The 24,518-nt window shown below is 45.1% G+C and carries 19 protein-coding genes; 7 read left to right on the forward strand and 12 right to left on the reverse strand.

Features of this window, described 5'->3' with window-relative positions; all coding sequences use genetic code 11:
• Positions 1-96: 96 nt before the first annotated feature.
• The 3 genes from SPL68_RS17485 to SPL68_RS17495 form a co-directional block, all read right to left on the reverse strand.
• Entirely contained in the window at positions 97-3,102 is a 3,006-nt protein-coding gene (locus SPL68_RS17485) for a TonB-dependent receptor (RefSeq protein ID WP_323816461.1), read from the reverse strand.
• 374 nt (positions 3,103-3,476) lie between these two features.
• Entirely contained in the window at positions 3,477-4,163 is a 687-nt protein-coding gene (ung, locus tag SPL68_RS17490) for a uracil-DNA glycosylase (RefSeq protein ID WP_323816462.1), read from the reverse strand.
• 73 nt (positions 4,164-4,236) lie between these two features.
• A complete protein-coding gene (locus SPL68_RS17495) occupies positions 4,237-4,839 on the reverse strand; it encodes a peroxiredoxin (RefSeq protein ID WP_323816463.1) in 603 nt (200 codons plus the stop codon).
• A gap of 377 nt (positions 4,840-5,216) precedes the next feature.
• Between SPL68_RS17495 and SPL68_RS17500 the strand changes: the two genes are divergently transcribed.
• A complete protein-coding gene (locus tag SPL68_RS17500) occupies positions 5,217-5,426 on the forward strand; it encodes a bacterioferritin-associated ferredoxin (RefSeq protein WP_323816464.1) in 210 nt (69 codons plus the stop codon).
• Between the two features lie 150 nt (positions 5,427-5,576).
• A complete protein-coding gene (gene bfr, locus SPL68_RS17505; protein ID WP_323816465.1) occupies positions 5,577-6,053 on the forward strand; it encodes a bacterioferritin in 477 nt (158 codons plus the stop codon).
• A gap of 77 nt (positions 6,054-6,130) precedes the next feature.
• Here the strand turns inward: bfr and SPL68_RS17510 are convergent, their stop codons facing one another.
• On the reverse strand, positions 6,131-7,006 hold the full coding sequence (locus SPL68_RS17510) for a hypothetical protein (RefSeq protein ID WP_323816466.1): 876 nt from the start codon (positions 7,004-7,006) through the stop codon (positions 6,131-6,133).
• A gap of 3 nt (positions 7,007-7,009) precedes the next feature.
• Entirely contained in the window at positions 7,010-8,728 is a 1,719-nt protein-coding gene (locus SPL68_RS17515) for an ExeA family protein (RefSeq protein WP_323816467.1), read from the reverse strand.
• A gap of 296 nt (positions 8,729-9,024) precedes the next feature.
• Between SPL68_RS17515 and gcvP the strand changes: the two genes are divergently transcribed.
• Together gcvP and SPL68_RS17525 are read left to right on the forward strand one after the other, a co-directional pair.
• The gene (gene gcvP / locus SPL68_RS17520) at positions 9,025-11,934 is read left to right on the forward strand and encodes an aminomethyl-transferring glycine dehydrogenase (RefSeq protein WP_323816468.1); all 2,910 of its coding nucleotides are present in this window, start codon (positions 9,025-9,027) and stop codon (positions 11,932-11,934) included.
• 654 nt (positions 11,935-12,588) lie between these two features.
• Complete coding sequence (locus SPL68_RS17525; RefSeq protein WP_323816469.1) at positions 12,589-12,993, forward strand: hypothetical protein; 405 nt, start codon at positions 12,589-12,591, stop codon at positions 12,991-12,993.
• 111 nt (positions 12,994-13,104) lie between these two features.
• Here the strand turns inward: SPL68_RS17525 and SPL68_RS17530 are convergent, their stop codons facing one another.
• From SPL68_RS17530 to SPL68_RS17560, 7 genes are all read right to left on the reverse strand, one after another.
• Positions 13,105-13,530: a DUF6957 family protein gene (locus SPL68_RS17530; RefSeq protein WP_323816470.1), complete on the reverse strand. Its 426-nt coding sequence runs from the start codon at positions 13,528-13,530 to the stop codon at positions 13,105-13,107.
• Positions 13,531-14,098: 568 nt separating this feature from the next.
• Positions 14,099-14,338: a type II toxin-antitoxin system Phd/YefM family antitoxin gene (locus SPL68_RS17535; protein WP_323816471.1), complete on the reverse strand. Its 240-nt coding sequence runs from the start codon at positions 14,336-14,338 to the stop codon at positions 14,099-14,101.
• Positions 14,339-14,582: 244 nt separating this feature from the next.
• Complete coding sequence (locus SPL68_RS17540; RefSeq protein ID WP_323816472.1) at positions 14,583-14,810, reverse strand: AbrB/MazE/SpoVT family DNA-binding domain-containing protein; 228 nt, start codon at positions 14,808-14,810, stop codon at positions 14,583-14,585.
• 122 nt (positions 14,811-14,932) lie between these two features.
• On the reverse strand, positions 14,933-16,228 hold the full coding sequence (locus tag SPL68_RS17545) for a hypothetical protein (protein ID WP_323816473.1): 1,296 nt from the start codon (positions 16,226-16,228) through the stop codon (positions 14,933-14,935).
• Positions 16,229-16,621: 393 nt separating this feature from the next.
• Positions 16,622-17,323 carry a hypothetical protein gene (locus SPL68_RS17550; RefSeq protein WP_323816474.1) on the reverse strand — a complete coding sequence of 234 codons (702 nt, stop codon included), beginning with the start codon at positions 17,321-17,323 and terminating at the stop codon, positions 16,622-16,624.
• Positions 17,324-17,385: 62 nt separating this feature from the next.
• The gene (locus SPL68_RS17555; protein WP_323816475.1) at positions 17,386-20,361 is read right to left on the reverse strand and encodes a hypothetical protein; all 2,976 of its coding nucleotides are present in this window, start codon (positions 20,359-20,361) and stop codon (positions 17,386-17,388) included.
• Positions 20,362-20,630: 269 nt separating this feature from the next.
• Positions 20,631-21,515 carry a LysR family transcriptional regulator gene (locus tag SPL68_RS17560; RefSeq protein WP_323816476.1) on the reverse strand — a complete coding sequence of 295 codons (885 nt, stop codon included), beginning with the start codon at positions 21,513-21,515 and terminating at the stop codon, positions 20,631-20,633.
• A gap of 122 nt (positions 21,516-21,637) precedes the next feature.
• Here SPL68_RS17560 and SPL68_RS17565 point away from each other — a divergent pair, with 122 nt between their 5' ends.
• From SPL68_RS17565 to SPL68_RS17575, 3 genes are read left to right on the forward strand one after another with little or no spacing between them, the layout of a single operon-like run.
• Entirely contained in the window at positions 21,638-22,834 is a 1,197-nt protein-coding gene (locus SPL68_RS17565) for an MFS transporter (RefSeq protein ID WP_323816477.1), read from the forward strand.
• Positions 22,831-23,319 (forward strand): cyclophilin-like fold protein, encoded by a 489-nt coding sequence (locus SPL68_RS17570; protein WP_323816478.1) that lies wholly within the window; start codon positions 22,831-22,833, stop codon positions 23,317-23,319. Before SPL68_RS17565 ends, SPL68_RS17570 begins: the two co-directional genes overlap by 4 nt.
• Positions 23,320-23,335: 16 nt before the next feature.
• A complete protein-coding gene (locus SPL68_RS17575; RefSeq protein ID WP_323816479.1) occupies positions 23,336-24,478 on the forward strand; it encodes an alpha/beta hydrolase in 1,143 nt (380 codons plus the stop codon).
• The last annotated feature ends 40 nt before the right edge of the window (positions 24,479-24,518 follow it).

Genomic DNA, 24,518 nt, shown 5'->3' on the forward strand with positions numbered 1-24,518 from the left:
CAACTACTTGCGATTTATTCTAATTCTACAAAAAACAAAGCCGCTGTCTCCAGCGGCTTTGTTTCAAGGTTATCGCTTAAATACAATCAAACTAAATTAGAATGTGTAGCGAAAGCCTACTTGATAACGAGCACCCAAGTCTTCCAAGGATAATATCTGCGCCTCAGAGCGACCGTGAGTACGGTAGTTCTCGCCAGTCACGTTGATACCTTCAGCGGTAAATGTCAGGTTTTCGTTGAACTCGTAAGCAATAGATACGTCGATTTGAGAGTACTCCTCAACATATTCAGGTTGGTTACCACCACCAGCGGTACGGCTTTCCAGAAAACTATCACGCCAGTTGTAAGCTAAACGAATTTGCCATGCATCTCTATCGTAGAAACCAACTACGTTAGCAGTGTCTGACAAACCAGTCATAGCAAACTGACCTTCAGTTGAGAGATTGTTAAACTCAACATCCGAGTCAACCATAGTGTAGTTTGCCTGAAAACCAAACCCCGACTCACCAAACCAATGCTGGATAGCGGCCTCAATACCATCAATCGTTGTAGACTTATCGTTGACCGGTCTATTAACTCGCCATACCAACAAAGGATCATCTCCATCCGCACGTACCCAGCTGTTGTTGGTTGTGGAGATATATTGTGGGGCAGAATTCGCCAGCACGTAATCATGCAATGCTTGCTCTGAACTTTGTGGAATACCACTAGCTATAGCAGTTTGTCCTAAACGCACATCCCGCAAATCATTAATGGTTTCATCATAGATTTGAGTCCCGATAAATCCATCAACATCTTTTCGGAAATACCCTAAAGACATGTAGCTGGAATCAGCGTAGTACCACTCAGCAGAGAGATCAAAGTTTTGCGATTCCATTGGCTTCAAGCCAGCATCACCACCATTTGCAGTGCGCAAATACAGATCATTAAGACCGGTATCTGGACGCAAATCAGCATAAGATGGACGACCAATAGTTTCACTATAAGAAGCACGCAACTTTAATGAATCTATTGGGCTGATATCAAAGTCAATATTTGGCAATAAATAGTCATAAGACCCTTTATGGTTTTTCTTGGTTTTGTCATCAGCATAAACCACGCCCCAGTCGTTATCGCTTTGCCACCAAAGGATTACTGGATCATTAACTTCCGACGAAGTACTTACATCAGTTTCTTCATAACGCAAACCAACAACTAAATTGGAGTCCAAGCCGCCCAACTCAAAATTAGAGTTAAATTGAACGTAAGCGGATTTGGTATCCTCTTCAACTGTACGATTGATGTTGTATTTGCCATTCCATTGAACTTTGCCATTTACAAAGTCATAGAAATCGTTCGACCAGTTGGGATCCTGACCTGGCAATGGCGCCTTGGAGTTAAGTGCATAAATTGATTCGGCAGATTCAATCAACTTGGAGAGATTTCCATCAACACCAGTAATAAACAAATTGCTACCAGTGGTTGAACCATAGTCCGGGAAATCCTGACCAAAATCACGGCTTTCAAAGTATTGATCGGGGAATAAACCTGGATCTACACCATCCCAGTTACCAACACCCTGACGGTTATCGCCAGAAGCCTTGCTGAAGTTAACATCTTTGCGCTGCTCGATACCAAACTTCAAACCGGCATTTTCGAAGAACCCTGAACCATCGAATTGATATTCACCAAACAATTGAGTTTGTTCAATTTCAGTACGGCTATGCGAAGTAGGATTGTTTGTCATAGCACCGCTGACATCACCTCCGTCAACTATACCGTTACAGTTACCATTCACGTACTCAGGACGATCAGCGCGAACACGGGTAATACAGTCGTTGACTTTCACGCTCATCAACGGCATATCTTTGGACCAATCAACGTACTCTTCAGTAACGATGTTGGCATTCAGGCCCATTTCTAATGCGTTGGTATAGTTATTTGCACTGGAATCGTGATAATCGAGGGTCACTTTAAATTGGTCATTAACGTCAAAGGCAAAGTTAAGACCAAGAGAGTTATTTTGGGTGTGAGAGTCAAGCTCGCCGCCAGCGAAAGATACATCTTTGGTACCGTTATACGCTTCGCGATACAAAACCGGTGTGCGAACTGCGCCATTATCGAAAGTCAATTCAGAAATTGCGCTGGTGTTGAACCAAACAGATTGTTGTGCTCGCTCGGAATGACGATCCAACTCAGAGAAGGTGTAATCCAAAGTTGCGGTCAAACGCTCGGTTGGCTTGAATTGAATAACACCTTGAGCGTTAGTTCTTTCACGAGTATTGTCTTGCACCTCATAACGCAAATCAGTTGGCAAGGCGTACAAATCACCAGCATTTGGAGCATTGTTGATTACCACACCATTAGCAAAACGACCAGTCGAACCTGCCCCCCATTCTTCAATATTCGCCCAGTTGTTTACGAATACATTCGCGTTAGCGCTATCACGACGCTGAAAAGAACCAGTCAATGCAACACCGAAAGTATCGTCATCATTCGCCCACGAAACCAAACCTGATGCCTCAGGCGTGATTTCATCACCCGCACCATTGCGGACAGTTTCGTCTTGTACCGCTTTCACGCCGATAGTTGCACGACTACCTGCCTCAAGTGGACGCAAGGTTTTAATATTAATTGTTGCGCCCAAACCACCGGTAGCAACATCAGCACGGCCAGTTTTATAAACTTCTACTCCAAAAACAGACTCGGATGCCAAGTTGGCAAAGTCATATGCACGAGTAGATGCATCGCCTGTTTCACTATTTTTAACCGCAGGCATTACACGGCCGTTCAAAGTCACCATGTTTAATTCTGCACCGATACCACGGGCAGTAACTTGTGAACCTTCACCATCGGAACGGTTAATAGACAGACCTGAAATACGCTGCAGAGACTCAGCAAGGTTGGAATCTGGCATCTTACCGATATCTTCTGCAGAGATCGCATCAACCACACCCACTGCGTTGCGTTTGGTATCCATTGCTTGCACAACCGATGCACGAATACCCGTTACCATCACCTCTTCTACAGTGCCGTCTTGTGCAAATACAGCACCACTCAAACTGGCGGCAGATGCAACAGCGGTTGTCAGAAGTTTTTTCTTAAAGCTTTTTGTTTTGTACATGGAGCTCTCCTTTATTATCGACAGGAATTATTGTTTTCCGGTACACACATGCCTGAACTGCAATCTGGGAGGATGCGAGGTTCAAACATTTTCGCTTTCAGGACGAAAGCGAATTCTCTAGAGGTAGATTTATTTTTTTTGGCTCTTCATATAAAGCTGTGCATTTACTTTCATTGTTATTGATGCACATCACATATATAACCCTAGCAACAAAAAACAGATAAGGGCGACCTAATAGCGAACAAAATTACTCCCATGTGACAGCGCTGTCAATTAACAATGACAAAATTATGTGTAAATTTCCGCAAGGGTGTTTACACCGCGGGGAGCTAAAAAAACTAAGGATTTAAAGACTTGCGATGGTAAAGAGCAGGTTAAATACGCCAATCAATAGGCGCTTTGCCCAGACTCTGTAGATGCTGATTGGCTGCCGAAAAGTGACCGCAACCAATATATCCACGATGAGCGGAAAGGGGTGATGGATGAGGCGCTTTCAGAACCAGATGCTTACGCGCATCAATAAAAGCCGCCTTTTTCTGCGCATAACTACCCCACAATAGAAACACCACCCCCTGGCATTGATCATTAACCAGTTGGATCGCCTTATCGGTAAAGGCTTCCCAACCCTGCCCCTGATGGGAACCAGCCCGCGCCTGCTCTACCGTCAGGGTTGCATTGAGCAGCAAAACCCCTTGGTTCGCCCATGATTGCAAGCAACCATGCGTCGGAATATCCATTCCCAAATCGCGTTTCAGCTCTTTAAACATGTTTTGTAAGGATGGAGGAGGCTGAATGCCCTGCTGAACTGAAAAACACAAGCCATGCGCCTGATTGGGGCCGTGGTAAGGATCCTGCCCTAAAATCACTACCTTTACCTGATCCAAGGGCGTGGAGTTAAAGGCATTAAATATGTTGATTGATGCAGGATAAATCACCTTATTTTGCTGTTTCTCTGCCAGCAAAAATGCCTTGAGATTCTGCATATAAGGCTGCTCAAACTCTGTTTGCAGATGAGTCAGCCAACTGGGGTGAAGATCGATTTTTTTTGCTGCACCAGACATATATATCGCCCTTAAAATAAAAAACCCGGCAAGAAGCCGGGCTTTTTACAAGACTGATAGCTAAAAGTAAAACTTAGAGCTTATCGCCATGCTCTGCCAAGTACTTGGCAACACCTGCTGGCGATGCGTCCATACCTGCATCACCTTCTTTCCAACCAGCTGGGCACACTTCGCCGTGTTGCTCGTGGAAAATCAGAGCATCAACAGTGCGAATGGTGTCGTCAATGTTGCGGCCGATTGGCAGGTCGTTAACGATTTGTGAACGAACTACGCCAGCTTCGTCGATGATGAAAGTACCGCGGAAAGCAACACCGTCAGCAGATTCAACGTCGAATGCTTTAGCGATTTCGTGCTTAACGTCAGCAACCAAAGTGTATTTAACTGGACCAATACCACCTTCGTTTACTGGAGTGTTACGCCATGCATTGTGAGTGAATTGTGAATCGATAGACACACCGATCACTTCTACGTTGCGCTTTTTGAACTCTTCTACGCGATGGTCAAAGGCCAACAGCTCTGATGGACATACAAAGGTGAAGTCCAATGGATAGAAGAATACAACTGCTTTTTTGCCTTTAGTGGCCGCAGCAAAGTTATAACCATCTACGATCTCGCCGCTTGCCAATACCGCTGCTGCAGTGAAATCTGGTGCTTTTTTACCAACTAATACGCCCATAGCTAATCTCCTATATGGTTGACACCTGAATCGGTGAGGGTAAAAACAGGAATCGGAAGCCAAAGACTATTCACTGATTGTGAACATTTGATGGCCAGTTATTGATTGCCTGATGTTTATTGATAGTGCGCAGCTATGATACACAGGCACACGAGTGAGTCCTATTAATTTTCTATATAGTGCGCGCAAAACTGTGACTATGGCCATTTGGTTGGCTCATTAATCCATTCTCAACACTTCAGTTATAACCGCGAATATAAATCCATACTAAATGCGATCCCCTATCAAATTTTATTGACACAAATTCTCATTAGCATTAGAGTTTTCCTATCTGCGATTTGATCGCACCACAACCACCACTTTTCCCGGTAATTCATATGTACGTCTGCCTTTGCAAAGGTATCACCGACCGCCAAATTAAAGCGGCAATTGATGATGGCGCCAATTCCATTAAACAATTGCGCAAAGCCCTTGGGGTTGCCAGTCAATGTGGCAAATGCTCTGTGATGACCCGTGAATTGCTCGATGAAGCACTAAATGACACACCTATGATTGGCGGTTTGCCGCAATTCTACGCCGTAGCCTAAAGCTGGCCGCACACCAAACAGAATCGAAATCATTGTCATTTTTAGTTATTTTTCCTTACGCATCAACAACTTAGAAAAACCTTCCGCTTGACATAACCCGCCCTAACGCCCAGACTTTCCTTTTGTTATTTATCGCATAAGGAGCACTCCATGAAAGGCGATCCAAAAGTAATAGCCGTGTTAAACAAAGTATTGGGCAATGAGCTGGTAGCCATTAACCAATATTTCCTCCATGCACGCATGTACAAAGACTGGGGCTTGAAAGAGCTTGCCGATCATGAGTACCACGAATCTATCGATGAAATGAAACACGCTGATGCGTTGGTTGAACGTATTTTGTTCCTCGAAGGTCTGCCGAACCTGCAAGACTTAGGCAAGCTACATATAGGTGAAGATACACCGGAAATGCTCAAGTCCGATTTGAAACTGGAATTGAAAGCAATTCCAGATCTGCGTGATGGCATTATCGTATGTGAAGGTGTGCGCGACTTTGTTAGCCGTGACCTGCTGAAAAGCATTCTGGAATCGGAAGAAGAACACGTAGATTGGCTGGAAACCCAGCTGTCACTGATCGACAAAGTGGGTATTCAAAACTACCTGCAATCAAAGATAGCGCCACAGTCATAAAACTGGTTCAGATATTCAATAAAAAAGGAGCCTCGCGCTCCTTTTTTATTGGCTCAACTTTTCGCATCAACCAAGACTTACATATTGATCCAGCCAGTCAGCGCGCGCAGTTTGAAAACCGCATTGCCATGCTTTAGTACTACGCCATCGACAAAAATTTCCTGTACAACAAATTGCCCGGTGCCAATGATATTCCCCACACCTGTAGTTTGATTATTAATCACTACACTGCTCACCCCACCCGCCAGATAATTGTGACGAGCATAAGAAATAGTCGGAATTTGCTGGCGCATATTCCAAGGCAGCGCATTGAAATCAGGAATATTTTTGATGCTATCAAAGGTGCGCGGCGAAGCAACTTCTTGCGCCGTAGCCGCTTGATTAACCGCAACCGGCTGATTAAACGGATCAACAATCGATTCGGATGCTGCCGTCGTCGCCGCCTCTGCGGCATAAAGCTCATTTACACCTGTATCCACAGGCGCAGATGGTTCAGCATCTTCCGCTGCGTAAAGTTGATTTACATCTGCACTTGGCTCAGTAGTTTGAGCAGCCTTTTCCTGTGATTGCGATATCGAAGTTTGAGGCACAGCTGCTTGCGGAGCAGGCTTTACCGGGGCATCCACAGGCGCAACTGATTCAACTACAGGAGCAGCTGCTACTGAGGCAGATGCAGCCTGATTAGCCTGCTGTTGCTCCACTTTTGGGGCAACAGCATTAGAGGGAGCAGATGCAGCAGATGGCGCGACAGGTTCAGCGCGCAGAAAAAATATTGCTGCAGCGATAACCGCAATAACGATCACAACACCCGCGATTATCCACCCCAGACTGCGGCGCCTGTCTGATTCCAAATACAGCGCCTGCGGACGATGCAAAGTATTGAGATCCGGCACCGCATTTTGGTTTTTGCGCTCATTTTCGGCGCGGTTCAGGGCATCCAAAATTAACGACATAAACTAGAGCCCTTGTGTTTCCAACGGAGCAAGTAATTTTTGCTCATCCAATTCCACCAGAAGTTTATCCACTCCCAGCACTTCATTTAACCGGCGCAGAGTTTGCGCATTTATCACACCATTCGGCAGGATATTTTGGGTCGATTGAAATAACTCCACCCGTTTTTGCAGCCGTTCAGTGAAATATTGACGAGTAAGAGGCGCGGGTTGCTGATCAAGCACTGCAAATTGCTCAGCAATCCAGGTAACCAAATCGCTCTTGTCGCCCATTTCCAAATCCTGCTCAAATGCTTTCGGGCGCGACCAAACGTACAACAAATCGCCATTCCATACCTTGGCCAATTCACTCCAACTCACAACTTTTTCTGCACCGTTATCCAGCAAAAGTGCATGGTTTTCACTTAAGCCAATCAGCAGTGCATAGACCCATTTTTTATCGGGCGTCGCCAAGGTGAGCAAGCCTGGGCGATTCACATCTTTCAATTCATCCCAGGAATTAATGCGCGCTTTTTCGCAGACATAATCGGAAGCTTTCACCACCAAACATGGATTTTTAGCATCAGCCGCGCTAATACCCACATAGGAAAATAACGCCAACTGTGCCGCTATCTGATCGCGTGTTGCCAGAGCAATCGCCGCAGGTGACAGTGATGCAGCGGCAGGCGATGAGTTACGAAGCTCATTAAGCGAACCCGATGCCAATTGCTGCTCGCGCAGAGTTTGGATAGTCGCAGCCGATGATTGCGCCGCTGAGTTTGTTGAGTTATTTGCGTCTTGTGCGACTACCGGTGTTACAGGTGCTTCATCCGGCACCAGCCACCACACCGCCGCCATAACTCCAATCACTGCCACTACAAATAGCAGATGCCAAGACGTGCGTGTGGACGCCTGTTTTTCCTCTTCCAACGTGGTAGTACCAGCAACTTCTTTTACTGCTGCCGCAAAGATGTGCTTATCAATTTGATGATGATTTTGCGCATAAGCGCCTAACAACAATCGCTCGCTGATCACATTGATCAAGCGCGGAATACCGCCGCTGAACTGATGGATTTTTTTAATCATCGCATCATTAAAGGGGCGCTGATGATCCGGTAGCCCAGCCACTTTCAAGCGATGCGCGATATAGGCTTTGGTTTCCGGCAGGCTCAGCGCCTCCAAATGAAAGCGTGCGGTGATCCGCTGCGATAGCTGCCGCAACGCCGGGCGCGCTAACAATTTTTTCAACTCAGGCTGACCGACCAACATAATCTGCAACAGCTTTTCAGTTGTGGTTTCCAGATTAGTCAGCAGACGAATTTGCTCTAATACAGGCACCTTTAACAGCTGCGCCTCATCAATCAACAAGACTGTTTTGCGCCCTTTGCGATGATTTTCGAGCAAGAATTGGTTCAGGGCATCGGTCAGACCTTTTACGGTCAAGTCATCGGCAATATAGCCAACCCCCAGCTCATCACAAATCGTAGAGAGCAGCTCGGGCGCACTGCCCATAGGATTGAGGATAATCGCGATATCGGTATTAGGCGGTAGCTGCTCAAGCAGGCAGCGAATGATGGTCGTTTTGCCGGTACCCACTTCGCCGGTGAGCATCACAAAACCGCCGTTTTGAATGCCGTATAGAAGATGCGCCAAGGCTTCCCGATGCTGGTCGCTCATAAAGAGATAGCGCGGGTTTACAGCGATGGAAAAGGCAGGTTCTTTGAGCCCAAAAAAGTCGTGGTACATAGGCCTTTCAATACAGAGTTATTATGGATGGCGCAGGCGCGCGGAGCTGAATCATAACAGGCATATGAGTCGCCTGTTACCTTCTTGTTCCAGCCGCTCGCGCGAAAAACTCAACCACACCCAAAACGGACCGACGCGAGGCGCCAATCATCAACGGCTTGATTGCCCGAAATGCCCCAAATTGATAACATTGCCGCCTTTTTAAGCAGGCGTCCTTTTAGCAGGTTTTTCCCGTAGTTTTTCGGCCGCACCCCTCTCCCGTCTTTATTATTGATTTCCTTATACAGAGAGTTCCTATGTCAGTTGATTTTCGTTCAGCTCCGCTATCCTCATTGGCCAATCATGACGAGTTTGTGCAGCGTCATATCGGCCCGGATGCCCAACAAACTGCCGCTATGCTGGCAACGCTGGGCGTTAGCTCAGTCAAGGAGCTGATCGACAAAACTGTACCTGAAGGTATCCGCCTGAAAGGTGAGCTGAATCTGGGCGATGCGGTGAGCGAAGCCAATGCTTTAGGGCAATTGAAAGCTATCGCCAGCAAAAATAAGATCTTCAAAAACTACATCGGCATGGGCTACCACGATACCCATGTGCCTTTAGTAGTACTGCGCAACGTATTGGAAAACCCGGGCTGGTACACCGCTTACACGCCATATCAGCCAGAGATTGCTCAAGGCCGCTTGGAAGCTTTGTTGAATTACCAACAAATGATCATCGACCTGACCGGCATGGAAATGGCCAACGCCTCGGTATTGGATGAAGGTACCGCCGCCGCCGAAGCTATGGCGATGTGCAAGCGCCAGAACAAAAAGAGCAAATCCGATGTGTTTTTTGTGGATGCCGATACTCACCCGCAAACCATCGCCGTGGTGAAAACCCGCGCAGAACACTTCGGTTTTGAAGTCGTTGTCGCAAAGGCCGATGAACTCGCCAATGGCGATTACTTCGGCGCCCTGCTCTCCTACCCTGGTTCAAGCGGCCAGGTACGCGATTTAACCGCACTGATCGAAACTGCCCACAGCAACAACGCACTCGTCACCGTTGCTTCTGATTTGATGGCATTGATGCTGCTGAAATCGCCAGGCGCGATGGGTGCAGACGTAGTTGTCGGCACCAGCCAACGCTTTGGTGTACCTATGGGCTTTGGTGGCCCACACGCCGGCTTCTTCGCCTTCCGCGATGCTTACAAACGCTCAGCGCCCGGCCGCATTATCGGTGTGTCTATCGACACTCGCGGCAAACAAGCCCTGCGTATGGCGATGCAGACCCGCGAGCAACATATCCGCCGCGAAAAAGCCAACTCCAACATTTGTACCTCGCAAGTACTACTGGCAGTGATGAGCGTGTTCTACGCGATTTACCACGGCCCAGATGGTTTGAAGCGCATCGCCAACCGCGTACATCGCTTAACCGCAATCGCAGCCGCAGCATTAAAAGCCAAAGGTTTTGCAATCAGCAACACCAACTTCTTTGACACTATTACCGTCAATGTTGGCGATAACCAAAAAGCGATTAATCAAGCCGCTCTCACTGCAGAAATCAATTTGCGTTTAGTGGGTAATGATTCATTGGGCATCAGCCTAAACGAAACTACTACCGCTGCAGATTTAGAAAATTTGCTCGCCGTATTTGGCGTAACCGGCGTTGAGCTGTCATCGTTGGATGCACAAATTATTGATGGCAAAAACATCACGGCTAACAACGCAATCCCAGCTGACCTGCTGCGCAGCGATGCGGTGTTGACTCACCCGGTGTTTAACACCTATCACAGCGAAACTGAAATGCTGCGCTATTTGAAGCGTTTGGAGTCACGTGATATCGCACTGAATAACGCAATGATTCCACTCGGCTCTTGCACCATGAAGTTGAATGCAACTGCCGAAATGATTCCCGTGACTTGGCCAGAATTTGGCAAACTGCACCCGTTTGCGCCTATCGACCAAGCAGCGGGCTACCAACAACTATTTGAAGAACTGCAAGAGATGCTCAAGGCCTGCACCGGTTACGACGCCATCAGCTTGCAGCCTAACGCCGGCTCACAAGGCGAATACGCTGGTCTTGTTGCAATCAAAAAATATTTTGAAAGCAAAGGCGAAACCCAGCGCGATATTTGTTTGATTCCAGCATCAGCTCACGGCACTAACCCAGCCTCTGCGCAGATGGTGACTTATAAAGTTGTCGTAGTTGCCTGCGATAGCAAAGGCAACGTGGATCTGGAAGATCTGGCTGCAAAAATCGCCACTTACGGCAATCAAATCGCCTGCATTATGTGTACTTATCCATCGACTCATGGCGTGTTTGAAGAAGGCATCACCCAGTTGTGCGACATGGTTCATGCAGTCGGCGCACAGGTTTATATCGACGGCGCCAACATGAACGCACTCGTTGGTGTGGCAGCACCAGGTAAATTCGGTGGCGATGTGTCGCATTTGAATTTGCACAAAACTTTCTGTATTCCACACGGCGGTGGTGGCCCAGGCATGGGGCCAATCGGTGTTGGCAAACACTTGGAACCCTTCCTCGCTGCGCACCCGGTTCAACCCGTTCCCGGTACCGATGTAAATAACGGCACTATTTCTGCGGCACCTTGGGGTTCTGCGAGCATCCTGCCCATCAGCTGGATGTACATCAAAATGATGGGCGCTGTCGGTATGCGCCAAGCCACTGAGTTTGCAATGTTGAACGCAAACTATGTTGCCAAGAAATTGGAAAGCGCTTATCCAATTTTGTACAAAGGCACCAACGGTTTTGTTGCGCACGAATGCTTGCTGGATTTGCGTCCATTAAAAGAAGCGAGCGGCATCAGCGAAGAAGATATCGCCAAACGTTTGATGGATTTCGGCTTCCACGCCCCAACCATGTCATTCCCGGTTGCAGGCACCTTGATGATCGAGCCAACCGAATCTGAATCCAAAATTGAATTGGATAAATTCGTTGAAGCAATGCTGATCATCCGCAAAGAAATCGACCAAGTGATCAGCGGTGAAATCGCTGCAGAAGCGAGCGCATTGCACAACGCACCACACACGCAAGACGATGTACTGGAAGAAAACTGGACCCGCGCCTATTCGCGTGAAGTTGCAGGCCGCCCAGCCAGCTGGCTGAAAAACCACAAGGTTTGGCCAACCGTTAACCGTATCGATAACGTTTTTGGCGACAGAAACCTCGTTTGCTCATGCCCGAGCATTGAGACGTATATCGACTAAAAATCTCGATTGATGACGACAATTAAAGTTGAGAACTCGACAAATCAAGTTGAGAACTAACAATTCAAGTTGAGAACCGTAAGGTAAAATGCTTTACGAGCGCGCGGGGGCAAGGAATTACGCCCTTAATCGCGCTCGCGAAATGCGCCGGAATTCCTAATTTTGTTAGGATAATCAGTCAGTTATCACTTCAATCTATTTGCGACTCGGGTGATCGAATACCAGACTGGCGTGTGGCGAACCATAGATTCCTAGCGGTCATTAGAGTTACTTAGAGGCAAGAATTGGCGATTTAGAGGTAAGAAAGAGCACATAGAGACGAGAAACAGGAACTTAGAGAGGGGAACCTAGATTTCGAGAGATCTATGAGCAAAACACTCAATGCCCAAAAGGACACACCCTTCACTCAAAAATGAAATACTTTTTAACTCAACCCCGCTTTTTTTGCGGGGTTTTTTATGAGGCGCTTAGTATGAAGAATAAAGTGCCGTGAATAGTTTAGATTCGTCAACTGGAACCTAGGAAGTCCACATCATTTTCATTTGCTTATGTGAGTGTTAGTGTATGCTAAAGTCCAGACCGCTTTTAAATCTTAAGCTCGCCAAGCCGAAAACCTTCATTCATTCCAATTTGATTTGGAAAACCGGAGGCAGTATGACCTTCAACTATGCCGACTTAACCCCACAACACTTTGTAGCCAGCATAAACTGGATCTGGAAAATGAGCGCTCCAAGCAAATGGAATCTCACACCAGAAGAAATAGCAATTTTGATAGGAATGAATGTTAGGGAATACTTGGAAATACAAAAGATGGCTAATGAGGATCAATCGTTTTTGCTTCAACCCGACGTCGCAGAACGACTTAGTTTATTGCTCGGCATTTGGAAACGACTACAATTGATGGGCTTCAGTGACGACACTGCTATCGCAGTGTTCAACAGAAAAAATAATGGCGAACTGCTAAATGGAAAATCGATAAAATCGTTTTTACTCGAAAGTAGTTCGTTAGCTGAATATTATGCGGTAAATTCGTATTTAGAAATGAAAATCATAATTTAAAAAATAAAATTAATTATAACTACCAGTATATATTTACTCAAAACCATCACAATTTAATTTCTAAACTGTACGCATATTACATCGAAGAATAATCAATCATTCAAACATCTACTAGGACAATCCTTCCATAATCGAAAGCAGCATTGGTGTTGAAATCGATTTATAATGACCGGCTCCCACTAGGATGTAGCACGTATTCTTCGTAATAAATAGACAATTTTCTTCGATTACCACAAGAAAGAATGAGCTTGCAAAACTCCCCGTTCTCCAGCGCCCACGACTATCCCACTCAACATAATTTGTGTGTAGCACAAAAGGAAGAAAGCCTTGAGAAGTTAACTGACCCTTTTCCACCTCACTGCATTGGCATTCAACAACAGCCCATTTTTTTACTGTGCAAACGCCCTTAGATGGATACTTATCTTCGCAAAAAGAAATCCATTTTTGCACCTCAGATTCATCACAACCAAGATCCGACGGAGCGCCAACGTCACTAAAAAACCTTGCCAGGTCTTCAATAGTAAAACTCTCTTCCATGCTATTTCCCCCCCAATTTCAAAAAAATGATCGATATGAAAATGATGGGAGCAGTGAAAAAAATATTCCAATAATTTAAATTAATATACTAAAAATTAATAATATATCGAAAAATAAATGTTGCATTTATTTTGATTATCAGGCGCTTAGAAAAAATAGCTAAAAATGTAAATTTTCCAGGACACTATATGTAGGGATTAACTAGGAAAAAATGTGCGCTTTATTCGATCATCTCAAAATATGGTTATAAGCAATATCCGAAAGTGTTTTTCCGAAAAAAAGCTATTGAACATAATTTAAAATGCTATTAGAGATTTGCTTATTGGACTTACATAGGACATTTAGGAATGCAAAGCCGACAATGTGGCGCGATTACCTCTCGTATTCACGCCAAAAAACGATCTAATTTGGCGTGAATAGAGCACAAAATCACGCCATTAGTTAGCCTCGTCTACAGCACCTAAGAATTGAGTTTTACCAATCAATTCAAAAGTCGCAGCTAACATTAGGCTGCCTAACATAAAATCAACTTAGTAACAGTTGTAACCATCCCCTAAAACGAAGGCCGTCATTTGCGACCAGACTCTTTGAGTTGATCCGAAACCGCATCGCTCATTTTGTGTTTTTTTGCTTTAAGTATTGTGCTAATTGCAGCTTCGGTTTTTAGTCTATCGCTGGCGCGACTCGGAATCACATCCGCAATCGGTTTACCGCGATTGGTAATAGTAAACGACTCGCCAGCCTCAACACGGCGAAGGATTTCAGGGAGCTTTGTTTTTGCTTCGTAGGAACCGATTTCTTCTAACATAGTGCAACCTCACATAAGATATAGACTAGATATCCAGTCCATCTAGTAAAGTCAAGCGATCAGACTAGTTGTCCGGTCTACACACTTTGTATGTTAAGAAGCGAAAACGAACTGAATTTTACTTCGGAATCCTTAATTCCATCTTCAATCCGTTCATTAAAAATCGGGCCATGGGCGGACATACGGATTTCACTCACAACATCGAAATCATTTTTTATAAAGGAGAGACGCTACATATCAGCATCTAGCGCGATGACTGCATAACACTCTCTAGCGAGTTTTCATCGCTCATGTTATTGAACTTCCGCACGCCCCTTAAAATTCCCTTAGCCGAACCAACAGTTTTTTTCACAACAGAAATAATTCCCTGTCGATCAACTAAGATTGATACTTCATCACCAGGCTCAATACCCGCTAAGCGACACAAATCGATAGGCAATGTAATTTGCCTTTTGGCACTTACTTTAGACATAAACACCTCATTTTAATTTGGCTCCCCTAGTCGCAGGTCGGCCAAGAGTGGACATTGGCGATAACTTCCCTACAAGTGACAGTCTTGTGTTCAATCCTAAAGAAATTTTCTATCGCAATCGCCTATCGATCTAAAAGCAACTTCACTACTGGGTAGTAAGAACGATATAAACCCTGGGCCAATTCTAAGTCCTGCCTCAACCATCGCTTTCGTCTTACCTCAGGAACGTTAGGCTTTCCCCTTATCCAAGTAAAAACACCCGATAAAACGAAAGTATATTGATCAATCATTCTATCAAGCATGATTATCTGTGGCGACGGTCGGCCAAGCTGCTTAATAGCGCCATCGTCAATTTCGTGAAGCGACGCCTCCAGCTGAGTCAGTTTTACATCAGGCAACTTCAGGTCTTTCGTCAAAGAACCAATTATCTCTAAAAAAATCGAATCAAGTTCTATCCAGATTTTCTCTGCATTTAAAATGAATGAGTCATCAGATTCTTCTTTGACAAAAGACTCGGGTAATTCCTCGAGTGAAGATTCTCCATGAAACCGAAAGCGTGTCCAATGTGCCACTTTTGGCCAATTCATGAGCTCTTTTAGTGATGCTGTGTTTGCATGATTTTCTTCAAGCCAAGAAGCGTGGACGATAGCGTTATTATCTCGGTTGTCTTTTAAGCTCCGATACACATGAATTGTTGCTCGCAAGGGAGTACCTCGCGCTCCCTCTTTCTCTTGAAGCTGATCGGCAATATGATTAAGCGTCGCCCAGAAATGGGCCGGGCGCCAAGGACCTTTCCATAAAACACGTATATTCTTTAGCCATACCTTGGCTTGGGGCAGTACAAAAGGAGTAGTTGAAGAAATAATCTCATAGTGATTTCTGGCGATCACATTTTCGGAAAGACCCGTAAGCTTAAAGGCATGAAGTGAATAGAATCCGGCTATTTCTGTCTTTAAAAATGAAGGCAGGTCCACCGCGCGGGGAAGTAATATCGTTATTTTCTGCTGCTCAAGCGCTTCGAGTCCTGCTGGTGCAACTTCCTCTATTATGCTGTCAACCGAACGAGCAAAAAATTGGGGCTCGTTTCCGAGAAGCTCGACAGCCACAACAAAGACGGGGAGAGGAATGGCTGCCCATCTACGCAAGTGGTTAAGTTTAAGTTGTCTTTTAGCGATACCATCACTATTGGCTAGAGTTGTATCGACGTCATGCCCCTTAATTTGCAGCAATCCGATTTTCGGTTCGCTCGCTACATCAGCTTGATCAATATAGCCTTCAAGCTCGACGAGCATATCCTCCCCCCTGTCATGCTCGTACTTAGAACAGAAGATTTTAGCATCAAGTAGGACATCTCGGACCTTAGTTTCAGCCCGTTCGCCAGTAAGTTGCGATTGCTTGCCACTTTGCTTATTACTCAAGTGTCTGCCTCAAAATTGAAACCAGTAATACTTAGTGCGCTGATACATCATTGGAAAATTTTTCTACAAAAAACCTTTCGAATCATTTCGCTTAACCTCCTCAATTACGAAATTATTTCCCGTCCACCTTCGGCCGAGACTGTGTAAAAACTAAATTTTAGGTTTTTACAATGAACTAAAAACGCGTTGCTACGTGAACTCAATCGATTTCAACTGTTACAAATCAGAAAGCATTTGAATCGGAGAGAGAAAGCAGAACAATTTATTGCCCATGAAACCTAGTCGCTCGAAAGGTTTTTAGTTTTCACACTGTCCCGGCCAATTGCGGACCTTGATGGCTCGAAGCGCCATCAGAGGAATAATCTTCGCTTTCACCACAGTCACTTGTTAGCACTACATGCTTGCGAAGTATTTTATAGAAAAAACGAATGGGCATACCAAAGCATCAAAAACATCAATCCCAGTAACTTCATGGAGCAAAAATGGGGCAACCACATAACGAAACATGACAAAATAAGAAAAAATAAATATAGCTATAATTAATATTTTTTTTACTATTTCATGAAAAATAATTTCCGACGCACTAACCGATGTTCCTTTGGCCACTCTATGCGCAATTTCACTAGGAGTATCACCAAAAACATAGACAAAGGGCTTAAATACAAAAAATGTATCTTCGATTTCGTTGCTTGCTCTGCGATGCGTTTCCTTGTATGCCTTAAAATATATTTCATCTCTGATGTAGGATTTAAAATTTAGCTTGTATTGAAAAGCTATTGCATATACAACTGGAATTTTTGATAACGTGTTATATGCTCCATGCATAATGGATGCTAAATATACGTTAGCAATAAAAAATATGGACATTTCTCGCTCTAAGAATAATGGAAGTAAATAGACCGCCATCAGCAATAAGGCAATATTTATAGATATGTTCAAGAAGGCGCCATACAAGCCCTTATATATAGTGTTGAGCGCTTCTGTTTTAGCTGTTTCTATTCCCTCTCGGACCCCATCAAATATTGCATCTGATATTTTGCTTGAAACATAGTGCCTGATGACCGCTGTCGCGGCTGGAAAAATAAGCCAATACATTCTCTTATCCATATGAACGGTGACACATACTCATCTCTAAAAGCACGCACATACCAATGCAGTTAAAAAATAAACCAGGAGTCAAATAGAGGCTTGTGCGGAGCATCAAGCTCAAAAATTTTATAGCGAGCAACTAAAAACTGCTTTATCCCCTCAAAGTTTGGGGTCTGCGTTGGAGACGCAGGTTCCAGATGCCAAGTTTTCATTATGCTCATAAAACTTATTCCTTCCTGCATCACCAGATCAGAAATTGGCACCCGACCGATATCGAGATTCTGCAACAGATCATTCATCTCACCATCAAAGATAGAATACATAGCTTTTTGCGTTGCATCAGCAGTGGCTTTATTGACCGGGCTCAAACCCAGCTCCTCATGCACGATATGATTACATACTGCATTACAGACGATGACTGAAATATGCCAATCAAGATAACCGTCTTTATGCAGCTTCTCCACAAATGATCTGTGATGCTCACTCATCATGATTTTTGGCCATATGATATCCATCATACCAGCTAGACGCTCATACCGATTTTTGGCGTGCTCCCGTCCCTCATCTTCAGAGAAATTAGACCCAGGACCGTTTATCCACGCTAACTGCGCATGCTCTGAATAGCAAAATTCTTTGTTTACCTCCTTTGCGTTCAGCTTCTTTCTAAGTTCTTCATTAAATAAATCTTCCGTGATTATTTCTTTGTATAACTCTGGATATGGCCTACCAAAAAAGGTTTTACTTGATAGACCTTTGTTCATAGCTTTTCCCAGCTTAGACTGAAATTCATTTTGGCTAAGCATTGAGCAACACGCCAAAGCAGAAACCGTATAAGCAAAAACCTCATTGGTTCTTTTATCCATAGCGGATTGCTTTTGGGGCTTAAATGGAGGAATAAAAATATCCCACTTCAACTTATTGTTATCTGGCCGCTCTTTTATATCGAACTTACCATCCTTAGATAAAATCGTGTTAATTTCCATCTTCACTGGCAACAGCTGGAAGTCATCTTGCGCAAGATCGACTAGCGCTATTTGTAGAACGGCTACAAACTCCTCTGCTACCCTGGTAATTTCATAGGAGTTATCGAAATGCACTTCCCATTCAATACCCAGCGCTTTCCAAGATATAATTCGTGTATCACCTATATCTGAAAAAGGAATTCCCGTGAGGTTTTCTTCAAACTTTTGCCAAATATCTTCATAGTCTGCCGAGTGCCAAAAATTATCTTTAGGCAAATCATCAGTTATCTGTTTGAGTTCTGTTCGCATTTGTTCATCTAATAAAAACTCGTCTAGGCACTGCTCTACGTATTCATAGGCGTCAGGCCAAAAACGCTTGGATAATGACCGGATAACCACAGAGTAAAAAATGGCCCTTTGCAAGCTATGATGTTCTGTAAGGTCCAAGGGGTTGTTATCAAAGCGATGGTGCGTAAATAGCCCTAAGCGCATCATCGAAAAATATGAAAACCAATCACCAGCTCCATAAGTAACCTCGGATGCTTGGAAAATACACTTGCTAATTAATGGGTGTAAATTCTCATTATCTGATCGGAATGCCAAAATGAATGACGAAAGCAAGTAATATTTTGCAGCATATTTCATACCCAACTCATCGTAGCACTGAGCAATGAAGCGCGATGCCACTATGGTTCCACCAAGTGCTTCAGCTGAAAACCAGTTAATTTTTGCACGATGAAGGTGTTCGATAGCCTGAACAATTTTCCCATGATCATAAAAAGCCATCGCCCGATCTCGACATTTATAAGCCGCAGCGTGCCCACCCATGCGAGCAGCCAGCAAATCATCTAATTTATCGGTAATTTCTAGAAACCGCTCATCATCACCAATCATATTGGTTAATGAAACCATAACATCAGAAAACTGTTCTAAAGGAAATAATGGCGCCTTATCAATACTATCAGCCAGCTTTCTCCACCATTTAAAAGCTGTATCTAAATCAAAATCTGGATCAACTCCCTTATAAAACTGTAATAAGTAGGCCCTCGCCTTAGCTTCAATTAATATACAGCGCGTATTGTCACCAAGGTCGCCACCCAAAAAGTGCTCAATACGGGACATCAGACGCTTGGAAAGATCATGTAAGTACTCGGCCTCGACTTCAAACTCACCGAGAATTTTTCCGGTAGAACAAAAGCTTAGAAGCACGCACATATCCGGCAATTGTAGCGGGTCACCAATCTCATCCAAATTCGAAAAGTACTCTTCAACAATACTCTTATATTGAGTTAGGTTTTTTTGTCCTCGCAAACCAGCCACGCAAATTTCATACTGTATTTTACGTTTTATGGGATCACCAGCAGCTTCAAGCATCTTACTAATTGCTGATATCCAACCAGGAATGTCGACTTTTAATTTTTCATTATAAGAGGCTTCACGCAGACCATATTTTATTTGGCAGAAATCAGAAATATTAATTGGCTGCTCGCCATTCTTTATCCAGCGATCTTTATATTCAGTATAAAATTCATCATCTATTCTGGGAGCAGGGTATATATCAGCAGGAATATGCAAAAACTCTTCTGCAATCCAAAAAATATCGGGATCACTCAAATTCTCTGAAAGCGCCTGACCATCAAATATTTGCAGTTCAACTCCATAGTTATTATCACACCATTTTATTAGTTGGTTCCGCTTTGCAACCGGGACATCTTCAACACAAAAAAAGAAAACAGGCCTTCTTTCATCTGTTTGGGAAAAAATGGACTTAATATCGGCGCGTACTTTGGCAACAATATTTTCCTGAAGTGAACAAGCAAAAAATATATTTCCCTGTTTAGAGTGACCCTCGAACAGAGTAGTATTTTCAAGAGGCGAATCGAGATAGGTTTTGAATGTTTCAAAATCTCTACCTTGGTCGCCGCCCGCCCCTACAGGCCCTGTTGCAGGTAATAGATTTCTGCAAATCCGCTGTCTCGCAAACTCTCGTGTAATATCTTCGAAACCGTGATGTTTGTTTTGTGGTTTTAGTTGCTCCAATGCAAAACGGATTTGTGCTCTGACAGCTTGTATGGACACCAAATATCTCTCCTAGGTTTCAATGACGATCAATGGAGTCAGGGTAGTTGAATTTTTTTTGGCGAGCCCAGCTCTTTATTTCGTTATTTACGCTGCTCATGTCAGTTATGAACCCATCGATTCTTTATTCTGCCACATTTACAATAAATGCTACGTCCGCTATGGGCACTTCCACGACGTTTATTCAGTCCGAGTAGTTTCTACGCCACCACAACCCGCCGCATAAATAAATTGGTGAACAGTTGAGGCGCTACCAAATTCTTGCGGTTGAATTAATATTTAAATGCATCAACGAAAGCGGTAAACGCTGGTGAGGTTTGACGGCGATTAGGGTAGTAAAGATGGTATCCCTGAAAGTAAGGGCTCCAATCAGTTAATAGGGAAACCAATCTACCGTCAGCTAAGTAGGGTTCTGCAAGCTCTTCCGGTACATAGGCCAACCCCACTCCGTCTAACGCAGCATTAAGTACATGCATGATGCTGTTAAACACCAGTTGACCATCCACCTTAACTGTAAATACCCGATTATCTTTTTTAAATTCCCACGCATAAATCGAACCGTCGGGACGATGACGAATATTGATGCAGTGATGCTCAGCCAACTGATGGGGCGATTCCGGCTGCGAATGTTGCGCGAGATAGGCCGGAGAGGCTACTACAACCAAACGCCAGTCCGGACCGATGCGCACGGCGATCATATCCTTACTGATGGCCTCGCCCAATCGTATGCCCGCATCAAATCGCGCTTCCACTACATTGGTAAATCCATAATCGACATAAAGTTCGAGGGTGATATCGGGAAACTCCTGCAAAAACGCGGTGAGCTTGGGGCGTAGGCAGAGTTCGATTTGATCGTCAGTACAAGTAATTCGGATGGTACCTTTCGGTTTATCGCGCAATTCCCCAAGCGCTTCTACCTCCTCCTGAATTTGCTCAAACAGCGGCGCAATTGACTGCATTAGTCGTTCGCCTGCCTCGGTAGGTGACACATTACGTGTGGTACGTGCCAACAAGCGAATCCCCAGGCGTTCCTCCAAGCCGCGAATCGTGTGGCTCAGCGCAGAGGGCGTAACCCGCAACTTAGCTGCCGCCTTGGTAAAACTTTGCTCCTGCGCAACTGCCAAGAACGCTTGTAAGTCATCAACCTTTCCTTCCACTCGCTACCCCTCTCACATTTGTGAGTAATTTTCATAACTGCATAAAGATTATACCGGCTAATCAAATTATCAAGACTGAGCCAATATAGTGACCTATTTCCTGCTGAACACTTTTAGGCCCTATGAGCTCGCTAGATACCGCAATCGATAACACTCCAGTTACGACCTCGCCCACGCATTGGGGCGGCGTGTTCGCTATGAGCCTGTGTGTGTTTGCATTGATTGCGTCGGAATTTATGCCAGTCAGTTTGCTAACGCCGCTCGCGGCTGATTTGCATGTAAGTGAAGGTTTTATTGGCCAAGGTATCGCTATTTCCGGTGCCTTTGCGGTTATTACCAGCTTATTGATCACCCGGCTAGCAGGCAATTTGGATCGCAAACAGCTATTGCTTGGCATGACAGCCCTTATGGGTGTGTCAGGCGCAGTAATTGCAATGGCACCTGACTACTCGATCTATATGTTCGGACGCGCCTTAATCGGCGTCGTAGTAGGCGGTTTTTGGTCGATGTCGGCAGCGACAGCAATGCGCCTGGTTCCCAGTGACGATGTGCCGCGCGCATTGACGATCTTCAACAGCGGAAACGCACTAGCAACTGTGATCGCTGCGCCTTTGGGCGCTTGGTTAGGTGCAGTAGTCGGTTGGCGTGGCGCGTTTTTCTGCTTGGTACCCGTCGCACTAGTCGCCTTTGCATGGCAGTGGTTCAGCTTGCCATCTATGCCAGCATCAAGCCCTGATCAAACTTCCCGCAACCTGTTTAATCTGCTGAGGCAGCGAGTCGTTGCTCTCGGCATGTTGGGAGTCAGTGTGTTTTTTATGGGGCAGTTTGCGCTTTTTACCTATCTGCGCCCTTATCTAGAAAGCGTTACAGGTATGAATGTAGCGCAGATAACAACAGTTCTACTTGTGATTGGTGGAGCGGGTTTTATTGGAACGCTAATGATCGGCAAGGCCATCAAACGCAATCTATATCTGACGCTATACATTATCCCCCTTGTGATGGCAGCAATAGCCCTAACACTTATTGCTTATGGCACATGGCCAGCAGCAGTGATTGGGCTACTAGGCTGCTGGGGATTGGTCAGCACAGCCGCTCCTGTGGGCTGGTGGGCGTGGCTGGCTCGCACACTTCCAGATAACGCTGAAGCTGGTGGTGGCCTGATGGTAGCTGTCATCCAATTATCTATCGCGTCTGGCTCAACTTTGGGGGGCTTGTTGTTCGACTGGCAAGGCTACCAAAGTACATTTTTTTTAAGTTCCACCCTGTTATTGATAGCAACTTCATTGATCGCCATCGCCTCTAGGTCTGAACAAAAATGATGGCTTTCAGTTGCGCATCTATCGCTAGGTATGCAAAAGACATTGTAAGAGCAGTGCTCATCACTACTTTAACCTCACTTAATTCCTACGCAGAAATCAATCCACCAAAATTGGAGAGCACAGGTATGTATCGCATCCAGATTCGCTTTGGCGAGCAGGTCATAACAGCCGAGCTTGATAACACTCCCAGCACACAGGATTTCATCAAGCAATTACCGATGACACTTGATTTTGAAGACTATGGTGCGACAGAAAAAATCGCTTATCCCCACGCCAAACTCAGCACTCAAGATGCACCAGAGGGTGTTACCCCAGTAACGGGCGACATTGCCTATTACTCGCCATGGGGCAACCTTGCGCTTTTTTATAGAGATTTCAGTTATTCAAAAGACTTGATTCGTCTAGGGCGAATCACCAGCGGTCTTGAACATCTGCAACAGCTCGATAGCAGTCAAGCCACCCTTGAACTGATTTCAAACGAATAAGTACAGGAGAATCAACATGAACAATTACCAATTAGATCAAACTGCAAACGATACGCACGATGCAGGACGCCGACAGTTACTTAAACTGACTGGCACCGGCATTGCCGCAGCATATGTGGCCTCAGCCATAGCTGCGCCAGCATCAGCATCAACACCAATGGAGTCCAACCTGAAATTAAGCGAAGACTGGGACAAAACCTTCCCAAAGAGCAAAAAAGTTGACCATAAGAAAGTGACATTCATAAACCGCTACGGCATTACCCTCGCAGCTGATCTGTACTCACCTAAAGGTGCCGCCAGTGACAAGCTAGCAGCGCTAGCTGTCAGCGGTCCTTTTGGTGCGATCAAAGAGCAGTCATCTGGTTTGTATGCGCAGACGATGGCGGAGCGCGGGTTCATCACGCTAGCGTTTGACCCTTCCTACACTGGCGAGAGCGGCGGCGAACCGCGCCACGTTGCGTCGCCTGATATCAATACAGAAGACTTCAGTGCGGCGGTAGATTTTCTTGGCCTGCTGCCCAATGTTGACCGAGAGCGTATCGGGATTATCGGAATATGCGGATGGGGTGGCATGGCACTAAACGCAGCTGCAATTGATAAACGCATCAAGGCTGTAGTGGCTAGCACCATGTACGACATGTCGCGCGTAATGTCCAAAGGCTACAACGATAGCACCACCAAAGCCCAGCGCAGCGAAGCACTTGTAGAGCTCGGGCAGCAGCGTTGGAAAGATTCTGAAGCAGGTAAACCGGCACTCGGGCCAGTGTCCTTGGAACTTAAAGGCGGAGAACCACAATTTGTACTGGAATATGCGGGCTACTATAAATCCAAAGAGCGTGGCTTCCATCCTCGTGCGATCAACTCCAACAGCGCGTGGACGATCACCAATCCTCTTTCGTTCATGAATATGCCATTGTTGTCCTATATTGAAGAGATCTCTCCGCGCCCTCTATTGCTAATCCACGGTGAAATAGCTCACTCGCGTTATTTCAGTGAAACCGCTTACAAAGCTGCTGCTGAACCAAAAGAATTGTTGATCATTAAAGGCGCAAACCACACTGACCTCTATGATCAATTGGATGTGATTCCTTTCAATCGATTGACCGACTTTTTTCAAACTCATCTAAATGTTGAGACTGGCGAAAAAACCACAGGTTAACGCACCGACAAGGAGACCAATGAAATGAAATTTTTCTATG

It is taken from the genome of Cellvibrio chitinivorans (assembly GCF_035117775.1).
Classification (GTDB): domain Bacteria; phylum Pseudomonadota; class Gammaproteobacteria; order Pseudomonadales; family Cellvibrionaceae; genus Cellvibrio; species Cellvibrio chitinivorans.

Bases quoted from the DNA above. Each gene is read 5' to 3' on its own strand.
- SPL68_RS17485 (WP_323816461.1), bottom strand. From the start codon at position 3,102: ATGTACAAAACAAAAAGCTTTAAGAAAAAACTTCTGACAACCGCTGTT.
- ung (WP_323816462.1), bottom strand. From the start codon at position 4,163: ATGTCTGGTGCAGCAAAAAAAATCGATCTTCACCCCAGTTGGCTGACT.
- SPL68_RS17495 (WP_323816463.1), bottom strand. From the start codon at position 4,839: ATGGGCGTATTAGTTGGTAAAAAAGCACCAGATTTCACTGCAGCAGCG.
- SPL68_RS17500 (WP_323816464.1), top strand. From the start codon at position 5,217: ATGTACGTCTGCCTTTGCAAAGGTATCACCGACCGCCAAATTAAAGCG.
- bfr (WP_323816465.1), top strand. From the start codon at position 5,577: ATGAAAGGCGATCCAAAAGTAATAGCCGTGTTAAACAAAGTATTGGGC.
- SPL68_RS17510 (WP_323816466.1), bottom strand. From the start codon at position 7,006: ATGTCGTTAATTTTGGATGCCCTGAACCGCGCCGAAAATGAGCGCAAA.
- SPL68_RS17515 (WP_323816467.1), bottom strand. From the start codon at position 8,728: ATGTACCACGACTTTTTTGGGCTCAAAGAACCTGCCTTTTCCATCGCT.
- gcvP (WP_323816468.1), top strand. From the start codon at position 9,025: ATGTCAGTTGATTTTCGTTCAGCTCCGCTATCCTCATTGGCCAATCAT.
- SPL68_RS17525 (WP_323816469.1), top strand. From the start codon at position 12,589: ATGACCTTCAACTATGCCGACTTAACCCCACAACACTTTGTAGCCAGC.
- SPL68_RS17530 (WP_323816470.1), bottom strand. From the start codon at position 13,530: ATGGAAGAGAGTTTTACTATTGAAGACCTGGCAAGGTTTTTTAGTGAC.
- SPL68_RS17535 (WP_323816471.1), bottom strand. From the start codon at position 14,338: ATGTTAGAAGAAATCGGTTCCTACGAAGCAAAAACAAAGCTCCCTGAA.
- SPL68_RS17540 (WP_323816472.1), bottom strand. From the start codon at position 14,810: ATGTCTAAAGTAAGTGCCAAAAGGCAAATTACATTGCCTATCGATTTG.
- SPL68_RS17550 (WP_323816474.1), bottom strand. From the start codon at position 17,323: ATGTATTGGCTTATTTTTCCAGCCGCGACAGCGGTCATCAGGCACTAT.
- SPL68_RS17565 (WP_323816477.1), top strand. From the start codon at position 21,638: ATGAGCTCGCTAGATACCGCAATCGATAACACTCCAGTTACGACCTCG.
- SPL68_RS17570 (WP_323816478.1), top strand. From the start codon at position 22,831: ATGATGGCTTTCAGTTGCGCATCTATCGCTAGGTATGCAAAAGACATT.
- SPL68_RS17575 (WP_323816479.1), top strand. From the start codon at position 23,336: ATGAACAATTACCAATTAGATCAAACTGCAAACGATACGCACGATGCA.